Origin of the sequence: Streptomyces sp. V2I9, assembly GCF_030817475.1 — a bacterium.
GTDB lineage: Bacteria > Actinomycetota > Actinomycetes > Streptomycetales > Streptomycetaceae > Streptomyces.
In genome coordinates this window covers 3,800,588-3,819,829 of record NZ_JAUSZJ010000002.1, presented here as the reverse complement: position 1 = coordinate 3,819,829, position 19,242 = coordinate 3,800,588, and the positions used below count along the sequence as shown (strand labels likewise).

At 74.2% G+C, this 19,242-nt stretch carries 16 protein-coding genes and 1 pseudogene; 10 read left to right on the top strand and 7 right to left on the bottom strand.

Annotated features, from left to right (window positions below; genetic code table 11):
* Positions 1-89 precede the first annotated feature (89 nt).
* Positions 90-1,490 carry a hypothetical protein gene (locus QFZ71_RS16850; protein WP_307669035.1) on the bottom strand — a complete coding sequence of 467 codons (1,401 nt, stop codon included), beginning with the start codon at positions 1,488-1,490 and terminating at the stop codon, positions 90-92.
* A 64-nt stretch (positions 1,491-1,554) separates the two neighbouring features.
* Between QFZ71_RS16850 and QFZ71_RS16845 the strand changes: the two are divergent.
* Positions 1,555-4,055: pseudogene (locus tag QFZ71_RS16845) on the top strand (helicase C-terminal domain-containing protein).
* 29 nt (positions 4,056-4,084) lie between these two features.
* On the opposite strand, the gene QFZ71_RS16840 reads toward QFZ71_RS16845, so the two are convergent.
* Complete coding sequence (locus tag QFZ71_RS16840) at positions 4,085-4,285, bottom strand: hypothetical protein (RefSeq protein ID WP_307669034.1); 201 nt, start codon at positions 4,283-4,285, stop codon at positions 4,085-4,087.
* A gap of 125 nt (positions 4,286-4,410) precedes the next feature.
* On the opposite strand from QFZ71_RS16840, the gene QFZ71_RS16835 reads away from it, so the two are divergent.
* The 5 genes from QFZ71_RS16835 to QFZ71_RS16815 all read left to right on the top strand — a co-directional run bounded on the left by QFZ71_RS16835 (position 4,411) and on the right by QFZ71_RS16815 (position 8,550).
* Entirely contained in the window at positions 4,411-5,151 is a 741-nt protein-coding gene (locus QFZ71_RS16835; protein WP_307669033.1) for an XRE family transcriptional regulator, read from the top strand.
* Positions 5,152-5,156: 5 nt separating this feature from the next.
* Positions 5,157-5,627 (top strand): NUDIX hydrolase, encoded by a 471-nt coding sequence (locus tag QFZ71_RS16830; RefSeq protein ID WP_307669032.1) that lies wholly within the window; start codon positions 5,157-5,159, stop codon positions 5,625-5,627.
* 139 nt (positions 5,628-5,766) lie between these two features.
* A complete protein-coding gene (locus tag QFZ71_RS16825) occupies positions 5,767-5,892 on the top strand; it encodes a hypothetical protein (protein WP_307669031.1) in 126 nt (41 codons plus the stop codon).
* A 67-nt stretch (positions 5,893-5,959) separates the two neighbouring features.
* Positions 5,960-6,712 carry a YqjF family protein gene (locus QFZ71_RS16820; RefSeq protein ID WP_307669030.1) on the top strand — a complete coding sequence of 251 codons (753 nt, stop codon included), beginning with the start codon at positions 5,960-5,962 and terminating at the stop codon, positions 6,710-6,712.
* Between the two features lie 194 nt (positions 6,713-6,906).
* Positions 6,907-8,550, top strand: a complete 1,644-nt coding sequence (locus QFZ71_RS16815) for a DNA repair helicase XPB (protein ID WP_307669029.1) — start codon at positions 6,907-6,909, stop codon at positions 8,548-8,550.
* A gap of 33 nt (positions 8,551-8,583) precedes the next feature.
* On the opposite strand, the gene QFZ71_RS16810 is transcribed toward QFZ71_RS16815, so the two are convergent.
* Entirely contained in the window at positions 8,584-8,775 is a 192-nt protein-coding gene (locus QFZ71_RS16810; RefSeq protein WP_228989583.1) for a hypothetical protein, read from the bottom strand.
* Positions 8,776-9,303: 528 nt separating this feature from the next.
* Here QFZ71_RS16810 and QFZ71_RS16805 point away from each other — a divergent pair.
* Positions 9,304-11,388, top strand: a complete 2,085-nt coding sequence (locus QFZ71_RS16805) for a UvrD-helicase domain-containing protein (RefSeq protein ID WP_307669028.1) — start codon at positions 9,304-9,306, stop codon at positions 11,386-11,388.
* A 65-nt stretch (positions 11,389-11,453) separates the two neighbouring features.
* Here QFZ71_RS16805 and QFZ71_RS16800 read toward each other — a convergent pair whose 3' ends face one another.
* Complete coding sequence (locus tag QFZ71_RS16800; RefSeq protein WP_307669027.1) at positions 11,454-12,143, bottom strand: copper homeostasis protein CutC; 690 nt, start codon at positions 12,141-12,143, stop codon at positions 11,454-11,456.
* Between the two features lie 234 nt (positions 12,144-12,377).
* Between QFZ71_RS16800 and QFZ71_RS16795 the strand changes: the two genes are divergently transcribed.
* Positions 12,378-14,687: a cation-translocating P-type ATPase gene (locus tag QFZ71_RS16795; RefSeq protein WP_307669026.1), complete on the top strand. Its 2,310-nt coding sequence runs from the start codon at positions 12,378-12,380 to the stop codon at positions 14,685-14,687.
* A gap of 329 nt (positions 14,688-15,016) precedes the next feature.
* Positions 15,017-15,442 carry a hypothetical protein gene (locus QFZ71_RS16790; protein WP_307669025.1) on the top strand — a complete coding sequence of 142 codons (426 nt, stop codon included), beginning with the start codon at positions 15,017-15,019 and terminating at the stop codon, positions 15,440-15,442.
* 195 nt (positions 15,443-15,637) lie between these two features.
* Here the strand turns inward: QFZ71_RS16790 and QFZ71_RS16785 are convergent, their stop codons facing one another.
* The 3 genes from QFZ71_RS16785 to QFZ71_RS16775 form a co-directional block, all read right to left on the bottom strand.
* Positions 15,638-16,513 (bottom strand): biotin-dependent carboxyltransferase family protein, encoded by an 876-nt coding sequence (locus tag QFZ71_RS16785; RefSeq protein ID WP_307669024.1) that lies wholly within the window; start codon positions 16,511-16,513, stop codon positions 15,638-15,640.
* On the bottom strand, positions 16,510-17,283 hold the full coding sequence (locus QFZ71_RS16780) for an allophanate hydrolase subunit 1 (protein ID WP_307669023.1): 774 nt from the start codon (positions 17,281-17,283) through the stop codon (positions 16,510-16,512). Before QFZ71_RS16780 ends, QFZ71_RS16785 begins: the two co-directional genes overlap by 4 nt.
* An 89-nt stretch (positions 17,284-17,372) precedes the next feature.
* Positions 17,373-18,122 (bottom strand): LamB/YcsF family protein, encoded by a 750-nt coding sequence (locus QFZ71_RS16775; RefSeq protein ID WP_307671485.1) that lies wholly within the window; start codon positions 18,120-18,122, stop codon positions 17,373-17,375.
* 134 nt (positions 18,123-18,256) lie between these two features.
* Between QFZ71_RS16775 and QFZ71_RS16770 the strand changes: the two genes are divergently transcribed.
* Positions 18,257-18,976: a hypothetical protein gene (locus QFZ71_RS16770; RefSeq protein ID WP_307669022.1), complete on the top strand. Its 720-nt coding sequence runs from the start codon at positions 18,257-18,259 to the stop codon at positions 18,974-18,976.
* The last annotated feature ends 266 nt before the right edge of the window (positions 18,977-19,242 follow it).

Here is a 19,242-nt window from a genome sequence, read left to right as displayed (position 1 = left end):
CCCCGGACACGGGCCGTGCTGGAGCCGGTCTCCACGCGAGCCGGTGTCCCGGACCCGTCCGGCGCGGGCGGCCGGCGTGGACGGCCGGCTCAGCCGGCCCGTCTCCGTGCGCGCCACACCAGGTAGAGCGCGGAGGCGACGGCGGCGACGCGGATGACCACCGGCCACGCGTCCAGCAGGACGTCCCGCAGCGCGCCCTCGCGGATCGGCTCGCCCCACCGCCCCTCCATCCGCCCCCACACCCACACGAGTGCCCCGGCCGCCACCGTGCCCGGCAGACCGAGCGCCGCCCACTTCGCCTCCGTACGGGAGAGGGCGCGCGAGGAGTACGCGATCAGCCAGCCGCCCGCCAGCGGCAGCCAGGAACCGGTGATCACCCCGGCGACGAGCAGGCCGGCGGCCAGGAGCAGCAGCGGGTGGGCGAAGCCGCCGCGGGGGCCGGGGGCGGCGGCCGCGGGCTCGGCGACGACGGGGACGGCCTTGCGGCGGCGGAGCTTGACCAGGCGCAGGGCGCGACGGCGGGCGGCGGTGCCTTCGCCTCCCCCGGCCACCGCCGCGTCCTTACCGACCCCGGCTTTTCCGGCCCCGGCCTTCCCCTCCCCGGCTTTTCCGAACCCGGCCTTCCCCGCACCGGCGGCGCCCCCCGCCTCCTCGTCCTTCGTGCCCGCCGGTCCCTTCCCGGTGGGCCCCGGCCGCCTGCCGAGCAGTTCCGGGGCCTCGATGCCGCCGAAGAATCCGGGGATGGCGGTCCCCTCGTCGAAGGGCCCCGGCTCCAGCCGCCACCAGTCGGTCGCGTCGCCGGAGCCGCCCTGCTGGTCCTGGCCGAGCATGTGCGGGGCGGAGGGGTCGGGCCAGTCGCGGACGGGAACACCGTCGTCGGCTGCGGGGGCCTCGTCGCCGTCTCCGTCACGGACGGGAACACGGGCGTCGGAAGCGGGGGCCGCGTCGCCGTCGCGGGCGGGAGCCGGCCGGGGCACGGAGGCCGCGCCGGGAGCGCCCGCATCGGCGGGACGCTCACCGCCCTGCGCGTCGTCCCCCGCGGCACGACGCGACGCGCCCCACCTGAAACCGGCTTTCGGCTTCCTGGCGCTCCGGGCGTCCGGGGGTGCGCCCCGCTCCTCCGGCGGCTCCGGCTCCTTCGCCCCTCTCGGCTCCTTGCGCAGCAGCCCGCTCCGGGGCCGGGGGAGGCTCCGCCGTGACGGCTCGCCCGCTCCCGCCCCCGCGCCGGGCCGGGCGGGCGGCAACGGGACCGTACCGTCGCCGGACTCCGCCGCCGCGGCGACCAGTTCGTCCGGGCTCCCCAGCCTGCCGATGATGCGCCGCACGGTCGCCGGGGAGTCCGCGCCCGCGGTGCCGCGCTGCCGGTCGATCTCGCCCCGGAGGGACGAGACGAGCCGCATCCGCGCGGCCGAGGACAGCTGGTGCCGCTGGGCCAGGTCGCCGACCCGGCTCAGGTAGTCGTAGACGAGCTGGTCGCTCTCGATCCCCACTGCGGTGCATCCCCTCTACCGGCCCTGCCCCGACGGTAGCGTTCCAGCGGCTACCGTGGGACGGATGGGGACGACCACACCACCGCGCACGCTCGCCGAAGCCCTGCGCGCCCGGGGCGACGAATCGCTGGCCGGGCTGCTGCGCGCACGCCCCGACCTCCTGAACCCGGTGCCGAACGACATCACCCAGCTCGCCACCCGAGCCGGAACCAGGGCGTCGGTCGTCCGGGCTCTGGAGCACCTGGACCGGTTCGCGTTGCAGACCGCCGAGGCGCTGGCGGTGGCCCCGGACCCGGCCCCGTACGCCACGGTGCTGTCCCTCCTCACCGGCGACGGGCTCGACGACGGCGAGCAGCACGACGACGCGGGGGCGGCGATCACCGCCGCGCTGCCGGGCGCGCTGGCGACGCTGCGCGAACAGGCCCTGGTCTGGGGCGAGGACGACCGGCTGCGGCTGGTGCGCACCGCCCGCGAACTGCTCGCGCCGTCGCCGCAGCACCCCTCCCCCACGGGCCTGGGTCCCACGGTCGCGGAGGCGACGGCAGGCATGTCGCCGGGCCGCCTCCAGGAGATCCTGGCGGCGACCGGGCTGCCCGCCACGCACGACCCGGTCTCGGCGGTGGCCGCGCTCTCCTCGCTCTTCACGGACCGGACGCGGATGGCGGAGCTGCTGGACACCGCCCCGGTGGAGGCGCTGTCGGTGCTGGACCGGCTGGTGTGGGGCCCGCCGTACGGGGAGGTCACGCCGAACCCGACCCCGCCCGTGAAGTGGCTGCGCGACCGGGGCCTGCTGCTGCCGGTCTCCACCCGCACGGTGGTCCTCCCGCGCGAGGCCGCCCTCCACCTGCGGGCCGGGCGCGCCCACCGCGTACCGGAACCGGTGGCCCCGGCCGTCGCGGCGGCGGCCGAACGCGATCCACAGGCTGTGGACAGGGCCGCGGCGGGCCAGGCGTTCACGGCGCTGGCCACGGTCGAGGAGCTGCTGAAGCTCTGGAACGGCGGCGGGCCCACGATCCTGCGCGCGGGCGGCCTGAGCGTACGGGAGCTGAAGCGGACCGCGTCCGCGCTGGACGTACCGGAGCCGATCGCCGCCTTCTGGGTCGAACTGGCCTACGGCGCGGGGCTGGTGGCGTCCGACGGCGAGACCGACGAGCGGTACGCGCCGACGCCCGCGTCCGACGAATGGCTCGACCTGCCCGCCGGGGACCGCTGGACGCACCTGGCCACCGCCTGGCTCGCCGCCACCCGGACACCGGGCCTGGTCGGCGGCCAGGACACCAAGGGGCGGGCCCTGTCCGCACTCGGCCCGGAACTGGACCGTTCGGCCGCCCCCGACGTACGCCACCGGGTGCTGGCCCTGTTCGGCGAATTGCCGCCGGGCACCGCGCCGGACCCGGAGACGCTGCTGCGACGGCTGCGCTGGGAACGCCCGTTGCGCGGCGGACCGGCCCCGGCGGCGGGAGGCACCGCCCCGGCCGGCTCGGCTCCCGCGGAGGGGACGGACCTCCGTTCACGCCTCGCCCTGTGGACGCTGAACGAGGCGGAGCTGCTGGGCATCACGGGCCGGGGCGCACTGTCCTCGCAGGCCCGCGCGCTGCTGGACGAGGGCGAGGAAGCCGCGGCGGCACGCCTCGCCCCGCTGATCCCCGAGCCTCTGGACCATGTGCTCCTCCAGGCCGACCTGACGGCGGTGGCCCCCGGCCCGCTGGAACGCCCGCTGGCGGAGACGCTGTCCGTCCTGGCCGACGTCGAGTCGAAGGGCGGGGCGACGGTGTACCGCTTCACGCCCGGCTCGGTGCGCCGCGCCCTGGACGCCGGGCGGTCGGCGTCCGACCTGCACGCGTTCCTGGCCGCGCACAGCCGTACGCCGGTGCCCCAGCCGCTGAGCTACCTGATCGACGACGTGGCCCGCCGCCACGGGCACCTGCGGATCGGGGCGGCGTCCGCGTACGTACGCTGCGACGACGAGGCGGTCCTCAACGAGATCCTGGCCGACCGCCGTTCCACGGGCCTGCGCCTGCGCCGCCTCGCACCCACGGTCCTGGCCTCCCGGGCCGACCCCGGCCCGCTCCTCGAAGCGCTGCGCGACATGGGGTACGCCCCGGCCGCCGAATCCGCCGACGGCGACGTCCTGATCACCCGCGCCGGGGCCCGCCGCACCCCGCCCCGCACGCCCCCGGTCCCGGTCCCCGAAGGCCCCCCGGCCCCGGACGCCACCCTGCTCGGCGCGGCGGTCCGGGCCATCCGCGCGGGCGACACGGCCGCCACGGTGGCCCGCAAGGAACCGGCGGACGGCCCCGCCGCCAACGGCCCGTCCGGCGCCCTCCCCCGCACACCACCCCCGCCGAGACCCTGGCCACGGTCCAGGCGGCCGCGATGACGGGCTCCACGGTCTGGATCGGCTACGTCAACGCGGACGGCGCGGCCAGCCAGCGCGTGATCGCCCCGGTCCGCGTGGAGGGCGGCTTCGTCACGGCCTACGACCACACGGCCGACGAGGTCCGCACGTACCCGCTGCACCGCATCACGGGGGTGGCGGAGCTGGCGGAGGACGGGGAGGGGTAGGGGCCCCGGCCCCCTCATGCCGGTGCGCGTCATCCCTGGTGCCCTTCCGGGTGCCTGCGCAGGTAGACGTTGCAGTCGGACACCGTGGTCATGTCGCCCACGGCCCGAGCGCGGCTGCGTACGGCGGCCGGTTCGACGCAGCCGGCACAGCCCTCGACCGGGACCGGCTCTCTTTCCATGCGCAGGGGTAGCTCGACCGGCGGGGTGCTGTAGCGCATCGGTTCGCTCATGCGGTGATCGTCACGCTCGTCACCGGGACGACGGAACCCCGTACGTTTCCCACTTCGGGACGTCCCCCGCCCTGTAGAACGTCCCTGAGACGTCCGGGCAAGCGGGAGCGGGAAGGCAACCAGGGATGCCGAACGAACGCCTACGGGCAGTCATGGCCGCCAGAGGGTGGACCCACGCAGACCTGGCCGGGGTGGTGGAGGTCGACCCCAAGTCCGTCGAAAGGTGGGTCAACTTCGGGCGCACGCCCCGGCGCTCCACGGCTCTCAAGGCCGCCGAGACGCTGGGCGAGGACGTGCACGCCCTTTGGCCTCAACTCAGGCAGGCACGCTCGGCGCGGGCAGTGAGTCCCGAGCTCGTCGCCCTGTACGAGCAACGGGCCGACCTGCCGGTATCCACGTTCGTGAACCTCCTCGCCCGGGCCCGCGCGCGGATCGATGTGCTCGTGTACGGAGCGGTCTTCCTGCACGAGGCGTATCCACGGCTCAACAGCATGCTGCGCGAGAGGGCCGCAGACGGGTGCTCGATCCGGATCGCGGTAGGCGATGCCGACCACATCAACGTCCGACAACGTGGCCAGGAAGAGCGCTTCGGCCATGGCATCGAGTCACGCTGCCGGCTGGCGCTCATGCACTACCGCCCCCTGGCCACCGTGCCCGGCATCGACATCCGCACGCACGGAACGACGCTCTACAACAGTCTGTACCGCGCGGACGACGAGATCCTGGTCAACGCCCACATCTGGGGCGTCAACGCCTACGCCGCGCCGGTATGGCATCTTCGGAGCACCGGCAGCGGAGGCATGTTCGGCACCTACGCGGACAGCTTCGAGACGGTCTGGAACTCCGCGCGGCCGGTGGAAGGGTGAACCCGATGGCACGGACCGAGTACTACGACGACCCGAACGCGCCCGAGCCCAACAGCATGGTCGTCGCGGCGTCGGCAGTCGTGACCGACGGCGACGGACGCATCCTCCTCCAGCGCCGCCGCGACAACGACCTCTGGGCGCTGCCGGGCGGCGGAATGGACCTCGGGGACTCGCTGCCCGGCGCAGCAGTTCGTGAGGTCAAGGAGGAGACCGGGCTCGACGTCCAGATCACGGGTCTCGTCGGGACGTACACCGACCCCCGGCACATCATCGAGTACAGCGACGGGGAAGTCCGCCGACAGTTCAACGTCTGCTTCACCGCCCGCGTGACCGGCGGAGCCCTGACCGTTTCCGAGGAGAGCACGGAGGTCCGGTTCGTGGCACCGGACGAACTCGACGCGATACCCATGCACCACACCCAGCGCCTCCGGCTGCGCCACTTCGCCGAGGGCCGTGACCGGCCCTACCTGGGCTGAGGGAGACCGAGCGCCCACGCGTGGGCGCTCGGCGCGAACCCTCAAGGAAAGCTCTGAAGATCACATCTCCGATGGTCGCAAGTCTCCCCGCATGACATGTTCACCCTGCATACGCAGCCGCACAGCCGAGGAGACCCGGATGATCGGAACCCTGACCGCCGGTGAGCAGATCCTGATGGCGATCATCGCGGTGGCCGTCCTCGGTCTCGCCGCGTTCGGCGTCCGGCGGGCCAAGCGCACCGGGCAGCCGGGCGGGACCGAGTAGCGCCGGCCCTTCGCCGGTCCCCGGCCGGGTGCGGTGCCGCCCCACCGCGTTCTGCGATGCTGCGGGCATGTCCTTCTCCCGCCGGAGCCCCGAGCCCGTGTCGCCGAACCCGCCCGCCGGGCCGATGCCCCCGCTGCTCACGCAGTCCTGGCTGGATCTGGCCTTCCTGCACTGGGCGGTCGACCCGGCCGACGTGGCGCCGCTGCTGCCGGCGGGCACCGTGCCGGACACGTTCGACGGGGCGACGACGTACGTGGGGCTCGTGGCGTTCCGGATGTACCGGGTGGGCGGGCTCGGGCTGCCGGGGATTCCGTACCTCGGCACCTTTCCCGAGACCAATGTGCGGCTCTACTCCGTGGACGGACGCGGTCGGCGCGGTGTCGTCTTCCGGTCGCTCGACGCCTCGCGGCTCATCCCGGTCCTCGTGGCGCGGGCCGCGTTCCGGTTGCCGTACGTGTGGTCCCGGATGGACGTCGAGCGCTCCGGCGGAACCCTCACGTACACGAGCGGCCGCCGCTGGCCCGGCCCGCGCGGCGCACGCAGCCGGATCGTGCTGCGGCCGGGCGAGGCGATCGACGAACCCACGCCCCTGGAGCACTTCCTGACGGCTCGCTGGGCCCTGCACACCACGTTCTTCGGGCGGACCGCCCACCTCCCCAACGTCCACCCCCGGTGGCCGCTCCACCGGGCGGAGCTGCTGGAGTGCGACGAGGACCTGATCGCGGCGGGCGGGCTGCCCGCCCCGGCCGGGGAGCCGATGAGCGTGCTGTACTCCCCCGGCGTCCCGGTGCGGTTCGGGCCGCAGCACCGCGGGGCCTGAGAGCCGCGGTGCCTGAGACCGGGGCGGGGCGGCGGGGTGCGGGGCAGCGGGGGCGGGGGCGATCTGCGCGGGCCGTGCGCTCGCTCCGCCCCTACTGCCCGCGGGCACGCACCCCCACCGCTCCGGCCCCCGATGCGGCACACTGGACGTTTGGCCGCAGCCGTGGCCGTACCCCGCAGAAAGGGCCGAAGCGCGTGACCGGACCCCTCATCGTCCAGAGCGACAAGACGCTGCTCCTCGAAGTCGACCACGACCTGGCGGACGCCTGCCGTCGTGCCATCGCGCCGTTCGCGGAGCTGGAGCGTGCGCCCGAGCACATCCACACGTACCGGGTCACCCCGCTCGGGCTGTGGAACGCCCGTGCCGCCGGGCACGATGCCGAGCAGGTCGTCGACGCCCTGGTCGAGTACTCCCGCTACCCCGTGCCGCACGCGCTCCTGGTCGACATCGCCGAGACGATGGCGCGGTACGGGCGGCTCACCCTGTCCAAGCACCCCGTGCACGGGCTCGTCCTGACCACCACCGACCGGCCCGTGCTGGAGGAGATCCTCCGGTCGAAGAAGGTCCAGCCGCTGGTCGGGGCACGCATCGATCCGGACACCGTGGCCGTCCACCCCTCCGAGCGCGGGCAGGTCAAGCAGACGCTGCTCAAGCTGGGGTGGCCCGCCGAGGACCTCGCCGGTTACGTGGACGGGGAGGCCCATCCGATCGAGCTGGCCGAGGACGGCTGGTCGCTGCGGCCGTACCAGAAGCAGGCCGTGGAAGGCTTCTGGCACGGCGGGTCGGGGGTCGTCGTGCTGCCCTGCGGGGCCGGGAAGACGCTGGTGGGCGCCGGTGCGATGGCGCAGGCCAAGGCCACCACCCTGATCCTGGTCACCAACACCGTCTCCGCCCGGCAGTGGAAGCACGAACTGGTGAAGCGGACCTCGCTGACCGAGGACGAGATCGGCGAGTACAGCGGGACCCGCAAGGAGATCCGGCCCGTCACCATCGCCACCTACCAGGTGCTGACCACCCGGCGGAAGGGCGTCTACCCGCACCTGGAGCTGTTCGACTCCCGCGACTGGGGCCTGGTCGTCTACGACGAGGTCCACCTGCTGCCCGCGCCCGTCTTCAAGTTCACCGCCGACCTCCAGGCCCGGCGGCGGCTCGGCCTCACGGCGACGCTCGTACGGGAGGACGGCCGGGAATCCGACGTCTTCTCCCTCATCGGGCCGAAGCGGTTCGACGCCCCGTGGAAGGAGATCGAGGCGCAGGGCTACATCGCGCCCGCCGACTGCGTCGAGGTCCGGGTCAACCTCACCGACTCCGAGCGGCTCGCGTACGCGACCGCCGAGACGGAGGAGAAGTACCGGTTCTGCGCCACCACCGCGACCAAGCGGAAGGTGACCGAGGCGCTGGTGCGCAAGCACCAGGGTGAGCAGACCCTCGTCATCGGGCAGTACATCGACCAGCTCGACGAGCTGGGCGAGCATCTGGACGCCCCCGTGATCAAGGGTGAGACCAGCAACGCCCAGCGGGAGAAGCTCTTCGAGGCGTTCCGCCAGGGCGAGATCAGCGTTCTGGTCGTGTCGAAGGTCGCCAACTTCTCCATCGACCTGCCCGAGGCGACCGTCGCCATCCAGGTCTCCGGCACCTTCGGGTCGCGCCAGGAGGAGGCGCAGCGGCTGGGCCGCGTCCTGCGGCCGAAGGCCGACGGGCACGAGGCCCGGTTCTACTCGGTCGTCGCCCGCGACACCATCGACCAGGACTTCGCGGCGCACCGCCAGCGCTTCCTGGCCGAGCAGGGGTACGCGTACCGCATCGTCGACGCGGACGAGCTGCTCGCGGAGAACTGAGAACGGGAGGGGGCGGGCAGGCGGGGCGGGCGCTCAGCGGCCGCGGCCGACGACGCCCGCCTCTTCCGCGTACTCGCCCAGGACGACGACGCCGAACGCCGTGGTCACGAACACCTTCACGGCGCGCATCGCGTCTCCGACGCGGTGGGGTCGGTGGTCACCGGTCGCCGCGGTCGCGCCGTGCGCGGGGCCGGTCGTGCGGGGGTTCAGGGTGGCTGTGCTCATGTATCCATGGTGCTCCCGTCACCCGATCGGGCGCGTCGGCCCGCAGGCGGAACCCGTGCGTCGGCCGCGTCGGTCCGCAGGCGGAAGCGCGGGCCTGTGCGTAGCCCTCCGGTACCGCCCAGGTCGCACGCATCCCCTACGGGTGCCCCTGACCAGGCCGTCTCCGGGCGCTTCCCCCTGGACCGCTCACCGGGCCCGCCCGCGAACGGCCGCCCCGGCACCGCCCCCTGGGCCCCTCCGCGGCCCGCTCCCCGAGCGTGCCGACCTCCCCGGCCTGCCCCGGCCGCTCCCGGCCGGGGCCGTATTCCGTTCGACCGGGTCCCGCCCTGTGACTACAATCGCCGGTCTGCCCGCCTCCCGAACCGTGGTACCGGCCTTTCACCGCCGGCAGCCGGGGGAGCGCCGCCGGCCGGACGGAAACCGGACGGCACCCACGCGAACCAACCTTCCCAGCGGACCGCCGCTCCGGCCCCTGCCGGTCTCAGCGCGCGGCCCGCCGTCCTGCGTTGAAGAGCCGGAGGCAACACCGTGCCCGCGCACGTAGCAGAGAGCGATTCCCCGCCCGACCCCCACGACCCCCTGTCGCACGAGCGTGCCCATCTCGCCGCGTCCCGCGCCGCACTGCGCGGCATGCGCGAGGACGTCCAGGCCCTCGACATCCGCGATGTCACCGCGAACTGGGTCAACGCCGCCGTGCTCCAGTCCCAGATCGACGACCGCATCAAGGCGCTCGCCGACCTCTCGCACACCCCGCTGTTCTTCGGCCGCCTCGACTACCTCCACGCCGTCGGCGGCGAACTGGCCGAGGGCGCGGACGGCGAGCGGTTCTACATCGGCCGCCGCCACGTCCACGACGCCGCCGGCGACCCCATGGTCATCGACTGGCGCGCGCCGGTCTCCCAGCCGTACTACCAGGCGTCCCGCACGAACCCCCGGGACGTGGGGCTGCGCCGCCGCTTCGGCTACACCGGCGGCGAGCTGACCGCGTACGAGGACGAGCACCTCACCGACCCCGCCGAGGCCGAGCACACCAGCCGCCTCCTCCAGGCGGAGATCGAGCGGCCGCGCGTCGGTCCGATGCGCGACATCGTCGCCACCATCCAGCCCGAGCAGGACGAGATCGTCCGCAGCGGCCTCGGCGGGACCGTCTGCGTGCAGGGCGGGCCCGGCACCGGGAAGACCGCCGTGGGCCTGCACCGGGTGGCGTACCTGCTGTACGCGCACCGCGAGCGCCTCGCCCGTACCGGCACCCTGGTCATCGGGCCGAACCGGTCCTTCCTCCACTACATCGAGCAGGTCCTGCCCGCCCTCGGCGAGCTGGAGGTGAAGCAGGCCACCGTCGACGACCTGGTGCGCGCCGGGGTCGAGGTCCGGGGCGAGGACGAGGCCGCAACCGCCGTCGTCAAGGGCGACGCCCGGATGGCGGAGGTGCTGCGGCGGGCGGTCCGCTCCCATGTGACCGCCCCGGTCGAGCCCGTCGTCGTGGTACGCGGCTCCCGGCGCTGGCGGGTGCCCGCGTACGAGATCCAGGAGATGGTCGACGAGCTGCTGGCCCGCGACATGCGGTACGGGGCCGCGCACGAGGCGCTCCCGCAGCGCATCGCGCACGCCGTCCTCGTCCGGATGGAGGAGGCCGGGGAGGCCCCCGACGACCGGGTGCAGAACGCGGTGGCCCGGAACCCGGCGGTGAAGGCGGCCGTCAAGGCGATCTGGCCCGCCGTGGACCCGGCGAAGCTGGTGCTGCGGCTGCTGTCCGACCCGGAGTTCCTGGCCGCGCACGCGGAGGGGCTGCTGAGCGAGGAGGAGCAGAAGCGGCTCCTGTGGGCGAAACCGGCCCGCAGTGTGAAGACGGCGAAGTGGTCGGCGGCGGACGCGGTCCTGATCGACGAGGCGACCGACCTGATCGCCCGTACGCACTCCCTCGGCCATGTCGTGCTCGACGAGGCGCAGGACCTTTCCCCCATGCAGTACCGGGCGGTGGGACGGCGGTGCTCGACCGGTTCCGCCACCGTCCTCGGCGACCTGGCACAGGGGACGACGCCGTGGTCCACGGAGAGCTGGGCCGAGGCCCTGTTCCACCTGGGCAAGGCGGACGCGGTGGTGGAGGAGCTGACGGCCGGTTTCCGCGTGCCGCGCGAGGTCATCGCGTACGCCTCCCGGCTGCTGCCCGCGATCTCTCCGGGCCTCGCGGCGGTGGAGTCGGTGCGTGAGTCGCCCGGTTCACTGGTCGTACGGGAGGTGACGGACGGTGCGGACGGGCTGGACGCGGCCGTGGTCGCCGCCTGCGAGGAGTCGCTGCGCCACGAGGGGTCGATCGGGCTGATCGCCGCCGACGCCCGGATTCCGGTGCTGGGAGCGGCGTTGGCGGCGGCGGGGCACGCGTACCTCTCGCCGGGTGAGGAGACGACCGCCGAGTCCCGGCTGACGCTGGTCCCGGCGTCGCTCGCCAAGGGGCTGGAGTACGACTACGTGGTGCTCGACGAGCCGGCGGCGGTGGTCGACGGCGAACCGGACGAGCGGACCGGGTTGCGGCGGCTGTACGTGGCGCTGACCCGTGCGGTGTCGGGGCTGACGGTGCTGCACGCGGCACCGCTGCCGGAGGCGCTGGTGTAGGCGGGGAGGCGGCATCGACTGGCCGGGGCCGGGGGGCCGGGCCGAGGCCCGGCCCCGGACGGGCCTCAGGCGTCCAGCGCCTCGCGCCACTCCCGTACGGCCGCCGCGTCCACCGGGCCCGACCAGCCGCCGGGCCGGGCCGCGCCGCCGATGTGGACCGCGTCGATGCCCGCCGCCCGCAGTTCGGGCAGGTGGTGCAGGTGGAGGCCGCCGCCGACCAGGACCTGCGCCTCGTACCCCGGCTCACCGCTGCGGGCCGCCTCGGCCACCAGGGTCGGAATGCCCGCGTCCACCCCGGCCGGGGAGCCAGCCGTGAGGAACGTGTCGAGTCCGGGCAGGTCCGCGAGCTGCTTGCGCACGGCGTCGCGGTCCGCGGCCCGGTCGATGGCCCGGTGGAACGTCCATGGGCAGCCGTCCAGCTCCGCGACGAGCCGCTCGACGGCGACGAGGTCCGCGTGGCCCTGCTCGTCGAGGAAGCCGAACACGAACGCGTCGGCCCCCGCCTCCCGCATCTCACGGGCCTTGCCGACCAGAACATCGATGTCACCGGCGGCGAAGCCGTCCGCCACCCTGAGCATCACGCGCAGCGGGATGTCCACGGCGGACCTGATCGCCGCGAAGGTCTCCCGCGACGGCGTCAGACCGTCGGCAGCCATGTCGGTGACCAGTTCGAGACGGTCCGCACCTCCGGCCTGGGCGGCGACCGCGTCCTCCGCGTCGAGAGCGATCACCTCCAGGACTGCACGATTGCTCATGGGTCCCCATTCCTCCGATACACAGCTATAGGTCTAGTCCAATGGCCAGCCTACGGGGCGGCGACTGGACAGCGCAGCCCTCTATAGGAACGTACGAGCGCGACCGGACGCGACCCGACCCGCCCCCTCCTCCGCGATCACCCCTTGCGTTTCATAGGGGCGGGGGGTATACATGAGGCAGCTGGAGATACCCCCCAGGGGTATCAGCCAGAGGACGACTCCAGGGAGGGCCCCGTGTCCGCGCATTCCGCCACCACCGACACCAGCGCCGTCGGCGCCGACACCGGCACGGCCGCGGTCGAACTCGCGATCGGCGGGATGACCTGCGCCTCGTGCGCGGCCCGGATCGAGAAGAAGCTCAACCGGATGGACGGTGTCGAGGCCACCGTGAACTACGCCACGGAGAAGGCGAAGGTCACCTATCAGGGATCAGAGGTCTCCGTCGACGATCTGATCGCAACCGTCGAGGCCACCGGCTACACCGCCCGGCGGCCCGCCCCGCCCGCCGCAACCCCCCGTACCGGGGGCGGCACGGACGCGGCGGACGCCCCGGCGCCGAGCACGGAGGACGACGGGCTCACCACGTTGCGCCAGCGCCTGACCACCGCCGTGGTGCTCGCCGTACCGGTGATCGCCATGGCGATGGTCCCGGCGCTCCAGTTCGACTACTGGCAGTGGCTCTCCCTGACCCTGACCGCGCCGGTCGTCACCTACGCCGCCTGGCCGTTCCACCGGGCCGCCTGGACCAACGCGAAGCACGGTGCGGCGACGATGGACACGCTGATCTCGGTCGGCACGTCGGCCGCGTTCCTGTGGTCGCTGTGGGCGCTGTTCTTCGGGACGGCGGGCATGGTCGGCATGACGCACCCGTTCGAGTTCACCATCGCGCGCAGCGACGGCGCCGGGAACATCTACCTGGAGGCCGCGGCCGGGGTGACGGCGTTCATCCTCGCCGGGCGCTACTTCGAGACCCGCTCGAAGCGGAAGGCCGGGGCGGCGCTGCGGGCGCTGCTGGAGCTGGGCGCGAAGGAGGTCACCGTCCTGCGCGACGGCGTCGAGTCGACGATCCCGACCGCCGAACTCCAGGTCGGGGACCGCTTCCTGGTGCGTCCCGGGGAGAAGATCGCGACGGACGGGACGGTGGTCGAGGGCTCCTCCGCCGTGGACGCCTCGATGCTCACCGGCGAGTCCGTCCCCGTCGAGGTCGGCGTCGGAGACCCCGTCACCGGAGCCACCCTCAACGCCGGAGGCCGCCTCGTCGTCCAGGCCACCCGCGTCGGCGCCGACACCCAACTCGCCCGCATGGCCCAGCTCGTCGAGGACGCCCAGAACGGCAAAGCCTCCGCCCAGCGCCTCGCCGACCGCATCTCCGCCGTCTTCGTCCCCGTCGTCATCACCCTCGCCCTCGCCACCCTCGGCTACTGGCTCGGCAACGGCGCCGGACCCACCGCCGCCTTCACCGCGGCCGTCGCCGTCCTCATCATCGCCTGCCCCTGCGCCCTCGGCCTCGCCACCCCCACCGCCCTCATGGCCGGCACCGGCCGCGGCGCCCAGCTCGGCATCCTCATCAAGGGCCCCGAAGTCCTGGAGACCACCCGCCGCGCCGACACCATCGTCCTCGACAAGACCGGCACCGTCACCACCGGCCGCATGACCCTCCAGACCATTCACACCACCCCCACCACGACCGAGACACAGGTCCTCCGCCTCGCAGGCGCCCTGGAGAACGCCTCCGAACACCCCATCGCCCAAGCCGTCGCCACCGCCGCCACCGACACCACCGGCCCCCTCCCCACCCCCGAGGACTTCCAGAACATCCCCGGACTCGGCGTCCAGGGCACCGTCGAAGGCCACGCCGTCCTCGTGGGACGGGAACAGCTGCTGGCCGAGTGGGAGATCCGTCTCCCCGCCGCCCTCGCCGAGGCGAAGCAGGCAGCCGAGGCGGCCGGGCGTACCGCGATCACCGTGGCCTGGGACGGCGAGGCGCGCGCGGTGCTGGAGGTCGCGGACGCGGTGAAGGACACGAGCGCCGAGGCCGTCCGCCGGCTGCGCGCCCTCGGTCTGACCCCGATCCTCCTGACCGGCGACAACCGGGCCGTGGCGGAGTCGGTCGCGGCCGAGGTCGGTATCGACGAGGTGTACGCGGAGGTCATGCCGCAGGACAAGGTCGACGCGGTCAAGCGCCTTCAGGCGGAAGGCCGTTCGGTGGCGATGGTCGGGGACGGGGTCAACGACGCCGCCGCCCTCGCCCAGGCCGACCTCGGGCTCGCGATGGGCACCGGGACGGACGCCGCGATCGAGGCGAGCGACCTCACCCTCGTCCGGGGCGACCTCAACGCCGCCGCCGACGCGATCCGCCTCTCCCGCCGCACCCTCTCCACCATCCGCACGAACCTCTTCTGGGCCTTCGCCTACAACGTCGCGGCCCTCCCCCTGGCCGCCGCCGGGCTGCTCAACCCGATGATCGCCGGAGCGGCCATGGCCTTCTCGTCGGTCTTCGTGGTCGGCAACTCGCTTCGGCTGCGCACCTTCAAGGGCGCGTGAGACCGGCCCGGCATACGGAGTCGGAGCGCGGCGGGACCGTCGAGGTCCCGCCGCGCTCGTGTGTGCGCACGGAGACCGGGCATGTCCGGTGTTCGTCACCATCTGTTGAACGGACGGTGAACTCACGCCGGACCATGAGGTCTTCCGCCGCCTCTCCCACCGGCTCGACGCCCTACTGGTAGCGGGGCGAAGCCCGAACCCGGCGGTGGTTCGGGACCGAGCGGGAGACGCGAGACCGTTCTCCGGCAGCCATTAGGGTGACAGCGAGTCACCGCCGGGCCTGGAACTGGCCGGTCCGCGCGGGTACGTCGGAGAACAGGATGCACAGGGTGAAGAAAATCAAGGCCGCCGTCGTCACCGTCGCCGCCATGGCGGGGCTGGCCGTGTCCATCACGCCGGCCCAGGCCGCCGACATCTGCACAGCCGGTGGCAACGGCAAGTACATATGCAAGTACGGCGTGACCAAGCACGACCTGCCGAACGGCGAGGACGAGCAGTACTTCGTCGGCACCGACTACGCGGTGTGGACGCGCTGGACCACGAACGGCAGTTGGAGCCGTTGGACGTCCATGGGCAAGCCCGACCCGTACGGCAAGGCCAGTGCGGCGAGCCCCATCAAGGTGACGGACACGCAGACGTCGAACCAGTTCCGCACGACCGTCCACCTCACGAACAGCAACGGCGCTTTCGTGGGCAAGACGCGCTACGACATCGGCTTGGACTGGCAGAACTGGGACTTCCCCAACTGCTGCTGATCGCGCCGTCGCGCCCTCCGCGGCACGTCTGATCCACGGCCGGCCGCCGCACCGGGTGGGAGCGGGCCCCACCGGTGAGGCGGCAGGTCACGGGGCCGCTCCTGGACGGCCCTTCGCGCGGTGTCTCGGGCCCCCCGGCCCACGCCCCGGCCACCGGGGGACCGGCCGGAACGGCACGTGGCCCGGCGGACGGGCTCAGGCCCGGACGAACCGCAGCCGGGTCCCCGGCACCGCCTGCGCGGCCCCGGCGAGGGCGTGTTCGGGGACCACGCCGACGACCGGGTAGCCGCCGGTCGTCGGATGGTCGTGGAGGAAGACGACGGGCCGCCCGTCCGGGGGGACCTGGACCGCGCCCAACACGACGCCCTCGCTCGGCAGTTCCTCCGTACGCGACCGTTCCAGCGCGGGTCCCTCCGTGCGCAGGCCGATGCGGTTGCTGTCCGGCGAGACCCGGTAGCCGGAGGTGAGGAGGGTGCGGAGGGCGGACGCGGTGAACCAGTGGTGGCGGGGCCCGGGATGGACCGGCAGCACCAGTTCGGCCGGGGCCCCCGGCCAGGGGACGGGTCCGGCCGCGGGCGACGGTACGCACCCCGCCGGGTCACCCAGGGGAACGGTGTCCCCCTCGCTCAGCGGGGCGGGCCCGAGCCCCGAGAGGACGTCTGCCGAACGGCTGCCCAGCACCGCGTCCGGCACCAGCCCGCCCGCGAACGCCAGGTAGCTCCGGAGACCGGTGGCGGCAGGGCCCGCCTCCAGCACCGCACCGGCCGGCACCCGTACCGGCGCGCCCCACGCCACCGGCCGTCCGTCCACCGTCACCGGACAGCCCGCCCCGCCGACGACGGCCACGACCGTCCCGTCCGGGCGGACCGCGCACCCGGTGAGCGTGGTCTCCAGGACGGCTGCGTCCGGCGGATTGCCGACCAGCCGGTTGGCCAGCCGGGCGGCGGGCGCGTCCAGCGCCCCGGCCCGCCCGACCCCCAGGTGCGCCCAGCCGGTACGTCCCGCGTCCTGCACGGTGGTCAGCGCGCCGGGACGGACAACGTGCAGGCGGTACGCGGCGGTTGACGTCATGCGCCCGCCCGGCGGCCGTTCGCGCGGGGCGTCGGCGTCGTACCCGCGCGGGGTTCCGGCACCGGGACCGTGCCGCCGTCCGCCCCCACCGGTACGAACCTGACCGGCGTCCCCGGCCCGAGCAGCGCCGCCGGTTCGCGGGCCGGGTCCCACAGGCCCGACGGGTCCGGCATCCGCCCGATGAGCTGCCAGCCGCCGGGCGACACCCGCGGGTAGACCCCCGTGTAGGGCCCGGCGAGCGCCACCGCCCCGGCCGGGACCCGCGTGCGCGGGGTGGTGCGCCGGGGCACGTGCAGCCGCTCGGGCAGCCCCGCGAGATAGCCGAAGCCGGGGGCGAACCCGCAGAACGCCACCCGGAACGCGGTACGGGAGTGCAGCGCGCCCACCGCGTCGGGCCCGACGCCCCAGAGCGCGGCGACCTCGTCGAGGTCGGGACCGTCGTAGATGACGGGGATCTCCACCGGTTCGCGGTCCGCGCGGGGCACCGCCTCCACCCGCCACGAGGCGAGGTCCCGCGCCAACCGGTCGCGGGCCCCAGAGATGCCCCCGGACCAGGGCCCGGCTGCGGCTGCGGCTTCGGCTTCGGCTTCGGCTTCGGCAGCACGGTCCGTGATCCCATCGAGCAGGACGGTGCGGGCGGCCGGGACGATGTCGCGCACGGCGGGCAGCTCACCACGCGCGCGACGGCGGATCAGCTCGGCGTGGAACGCCTCGGCGTGCTCGCCATCGTTCAGTTCGACGAGGAGCGCGTGCGGCCCGGCGGGCAGCACGCGTATCCGCCGCGCACGCGCACCGGGCGCGCGAGGGCCGGGACCGGCGGCTGGGGCGTTCGCGTCACCACCCGTTGCGCGGTGCCCGTTCATGTGAACGCCCGTATCGCAACGCCCGCTTCCTCCAGTGCGGCCCGCACCCGGCGGGCGAGGTCCGCCGCGCCCGGAGTGTCCCCGTGGACGCAGAGCGAGCGCGCGACGACCGGCACGCGGCTGCCGTCCGCCCCGGTCACCTCCTGCTTCACGGCCATCCCGACGCTCCGGCGTACGACGTCGTCCGGATCGTGCACCACCGCGCCCGGTTCGCCGCGCGGTACGAGGGTGCCCTGCGGGGTGTACGCGCGATCGGCGAACGCCTCCTCCACGGCGGCCAGCCGGGCCTCGGCCGCGTGGGCGAGCAGCCGGGAGCCGGGCAGGCCGAGCACGGCAGGGGCACCGCCCGCGAGGCGGACGCCCGCGACGACGGCGGCGGCCTGGTCGTCGTCCCAGACCGTCCGGTTGTAGAGCGCGCCGTGCGGTTTGACGTACGAGACGGCGGAGCCGGCGGCCTCCGCGAAGACCCTCAACGCACCTATCTGGTAAGCGATCTCGGCGGTCAGCTCGGCGGCCGGCACGTCCATCGCGCGGCGTCCGAACCCGGCCAGGTCCCGATAGGAGACCTGCGCCCCGATCCGTACCCCGCCGGCCGCCGCCGCGTCGCAGACCCGCCGCATCACGGAGGCGTCGCCGGCGTGGAAGCCGCAGGCCACGTTGGCGCTGGTGACGACGGTCAGGAGGGCATCGTCATCGGTCAGGGTCCAGCGGCCGAAGCCCTCGCCGAGGTCCGCGTTGAGATCCATCATCACGGGCGCACGGTATGACCGTCCGGGCCGGGCGACAAGGGCCGGTCCGGAGGGTGGAAGCCCCGGGCCCGTACCCCGGCTGCCTCCCGCGCGCACCCGTCCGCGCACCGCCCACGTCCTAGAGTCGCTCCATGACGGACCACAGCCACCGCCCCCACCCGCCGCGGAACGCCGGTGTCGGCACCAACACCGGCACCAGCACCGAAACCGGGCTCCGGGACCGCTGGCACGACACGCTGCTGGCCGCGCGCGCCGGGGCGGGCGGCCCCGATCCGCTGCCGTACGCCGACAACCTGCTCGCCCGCTGGGCCGAGCCGCAGCGCCGGTACCACACGACCGCCCACCTGCGGGCGGTCCTGGACCACGTCGACACGCTGGCCGACCACGCCGAGGACGTGGAGGCGGTACGGCTCGCCGCCTGGTTCCACGACGCGGTGTACCGGCCCGACCGCAGCGAGAACGAGGAGCGCAGCGCCGCCCTGGCCGAACGCGCGCTGCCCGAGGCGGGGGTGCCGGACGCGGTGACGGCAGAGGTGGCCCGGCTGGTCCGGCTCACCGTCACGCACGACCCGGCGGACGGCGACCGCAACGGCGAGGTGCTGTGCGACGCGGACCTGGCGGTCCTGGCGGGCGGGCCGCAGGAGTACGGGGCGTACGCGGCCCGCGTCCGGGAGGAGTACGGCTTCGTCCCGGACGACGCCTTCCGGGAGGGCCGGGCGGCGGTGCTGCGGCAACTCCTCGGTCTGCCCCGGCTGTTCCGTACCCCGTACGGCGCGGCGGAGTGGGAGGCGCGGGCCCGGCACAACCTGGCGACGGAACTGGAGCTGCTGTCCTCGTCCGCCTCCGGCTGACCGGCTGACCGGCCGAGCTGCCCTCGTACGTCCCGGCTGCCCGGCCGGCTCGACGCTGCCGGCCGGTCGCCCCGCCTCCGTCCGTCCCCGACCGCTCCCGGCTCCGTCCCTCCTGCCCCGCCTCGGGCGCTCCTCCGCCGGCCGTCAACGTGTCTTCGCAAATGTTCCGTTTCGTTCACGGTGTCGTCCCGGTCATGCCCTGGCCCGACCGGTGGAGGACGCCGGAGGTTAACGTCTCGCATCGCAGATGCACACGCCTTCTGCGA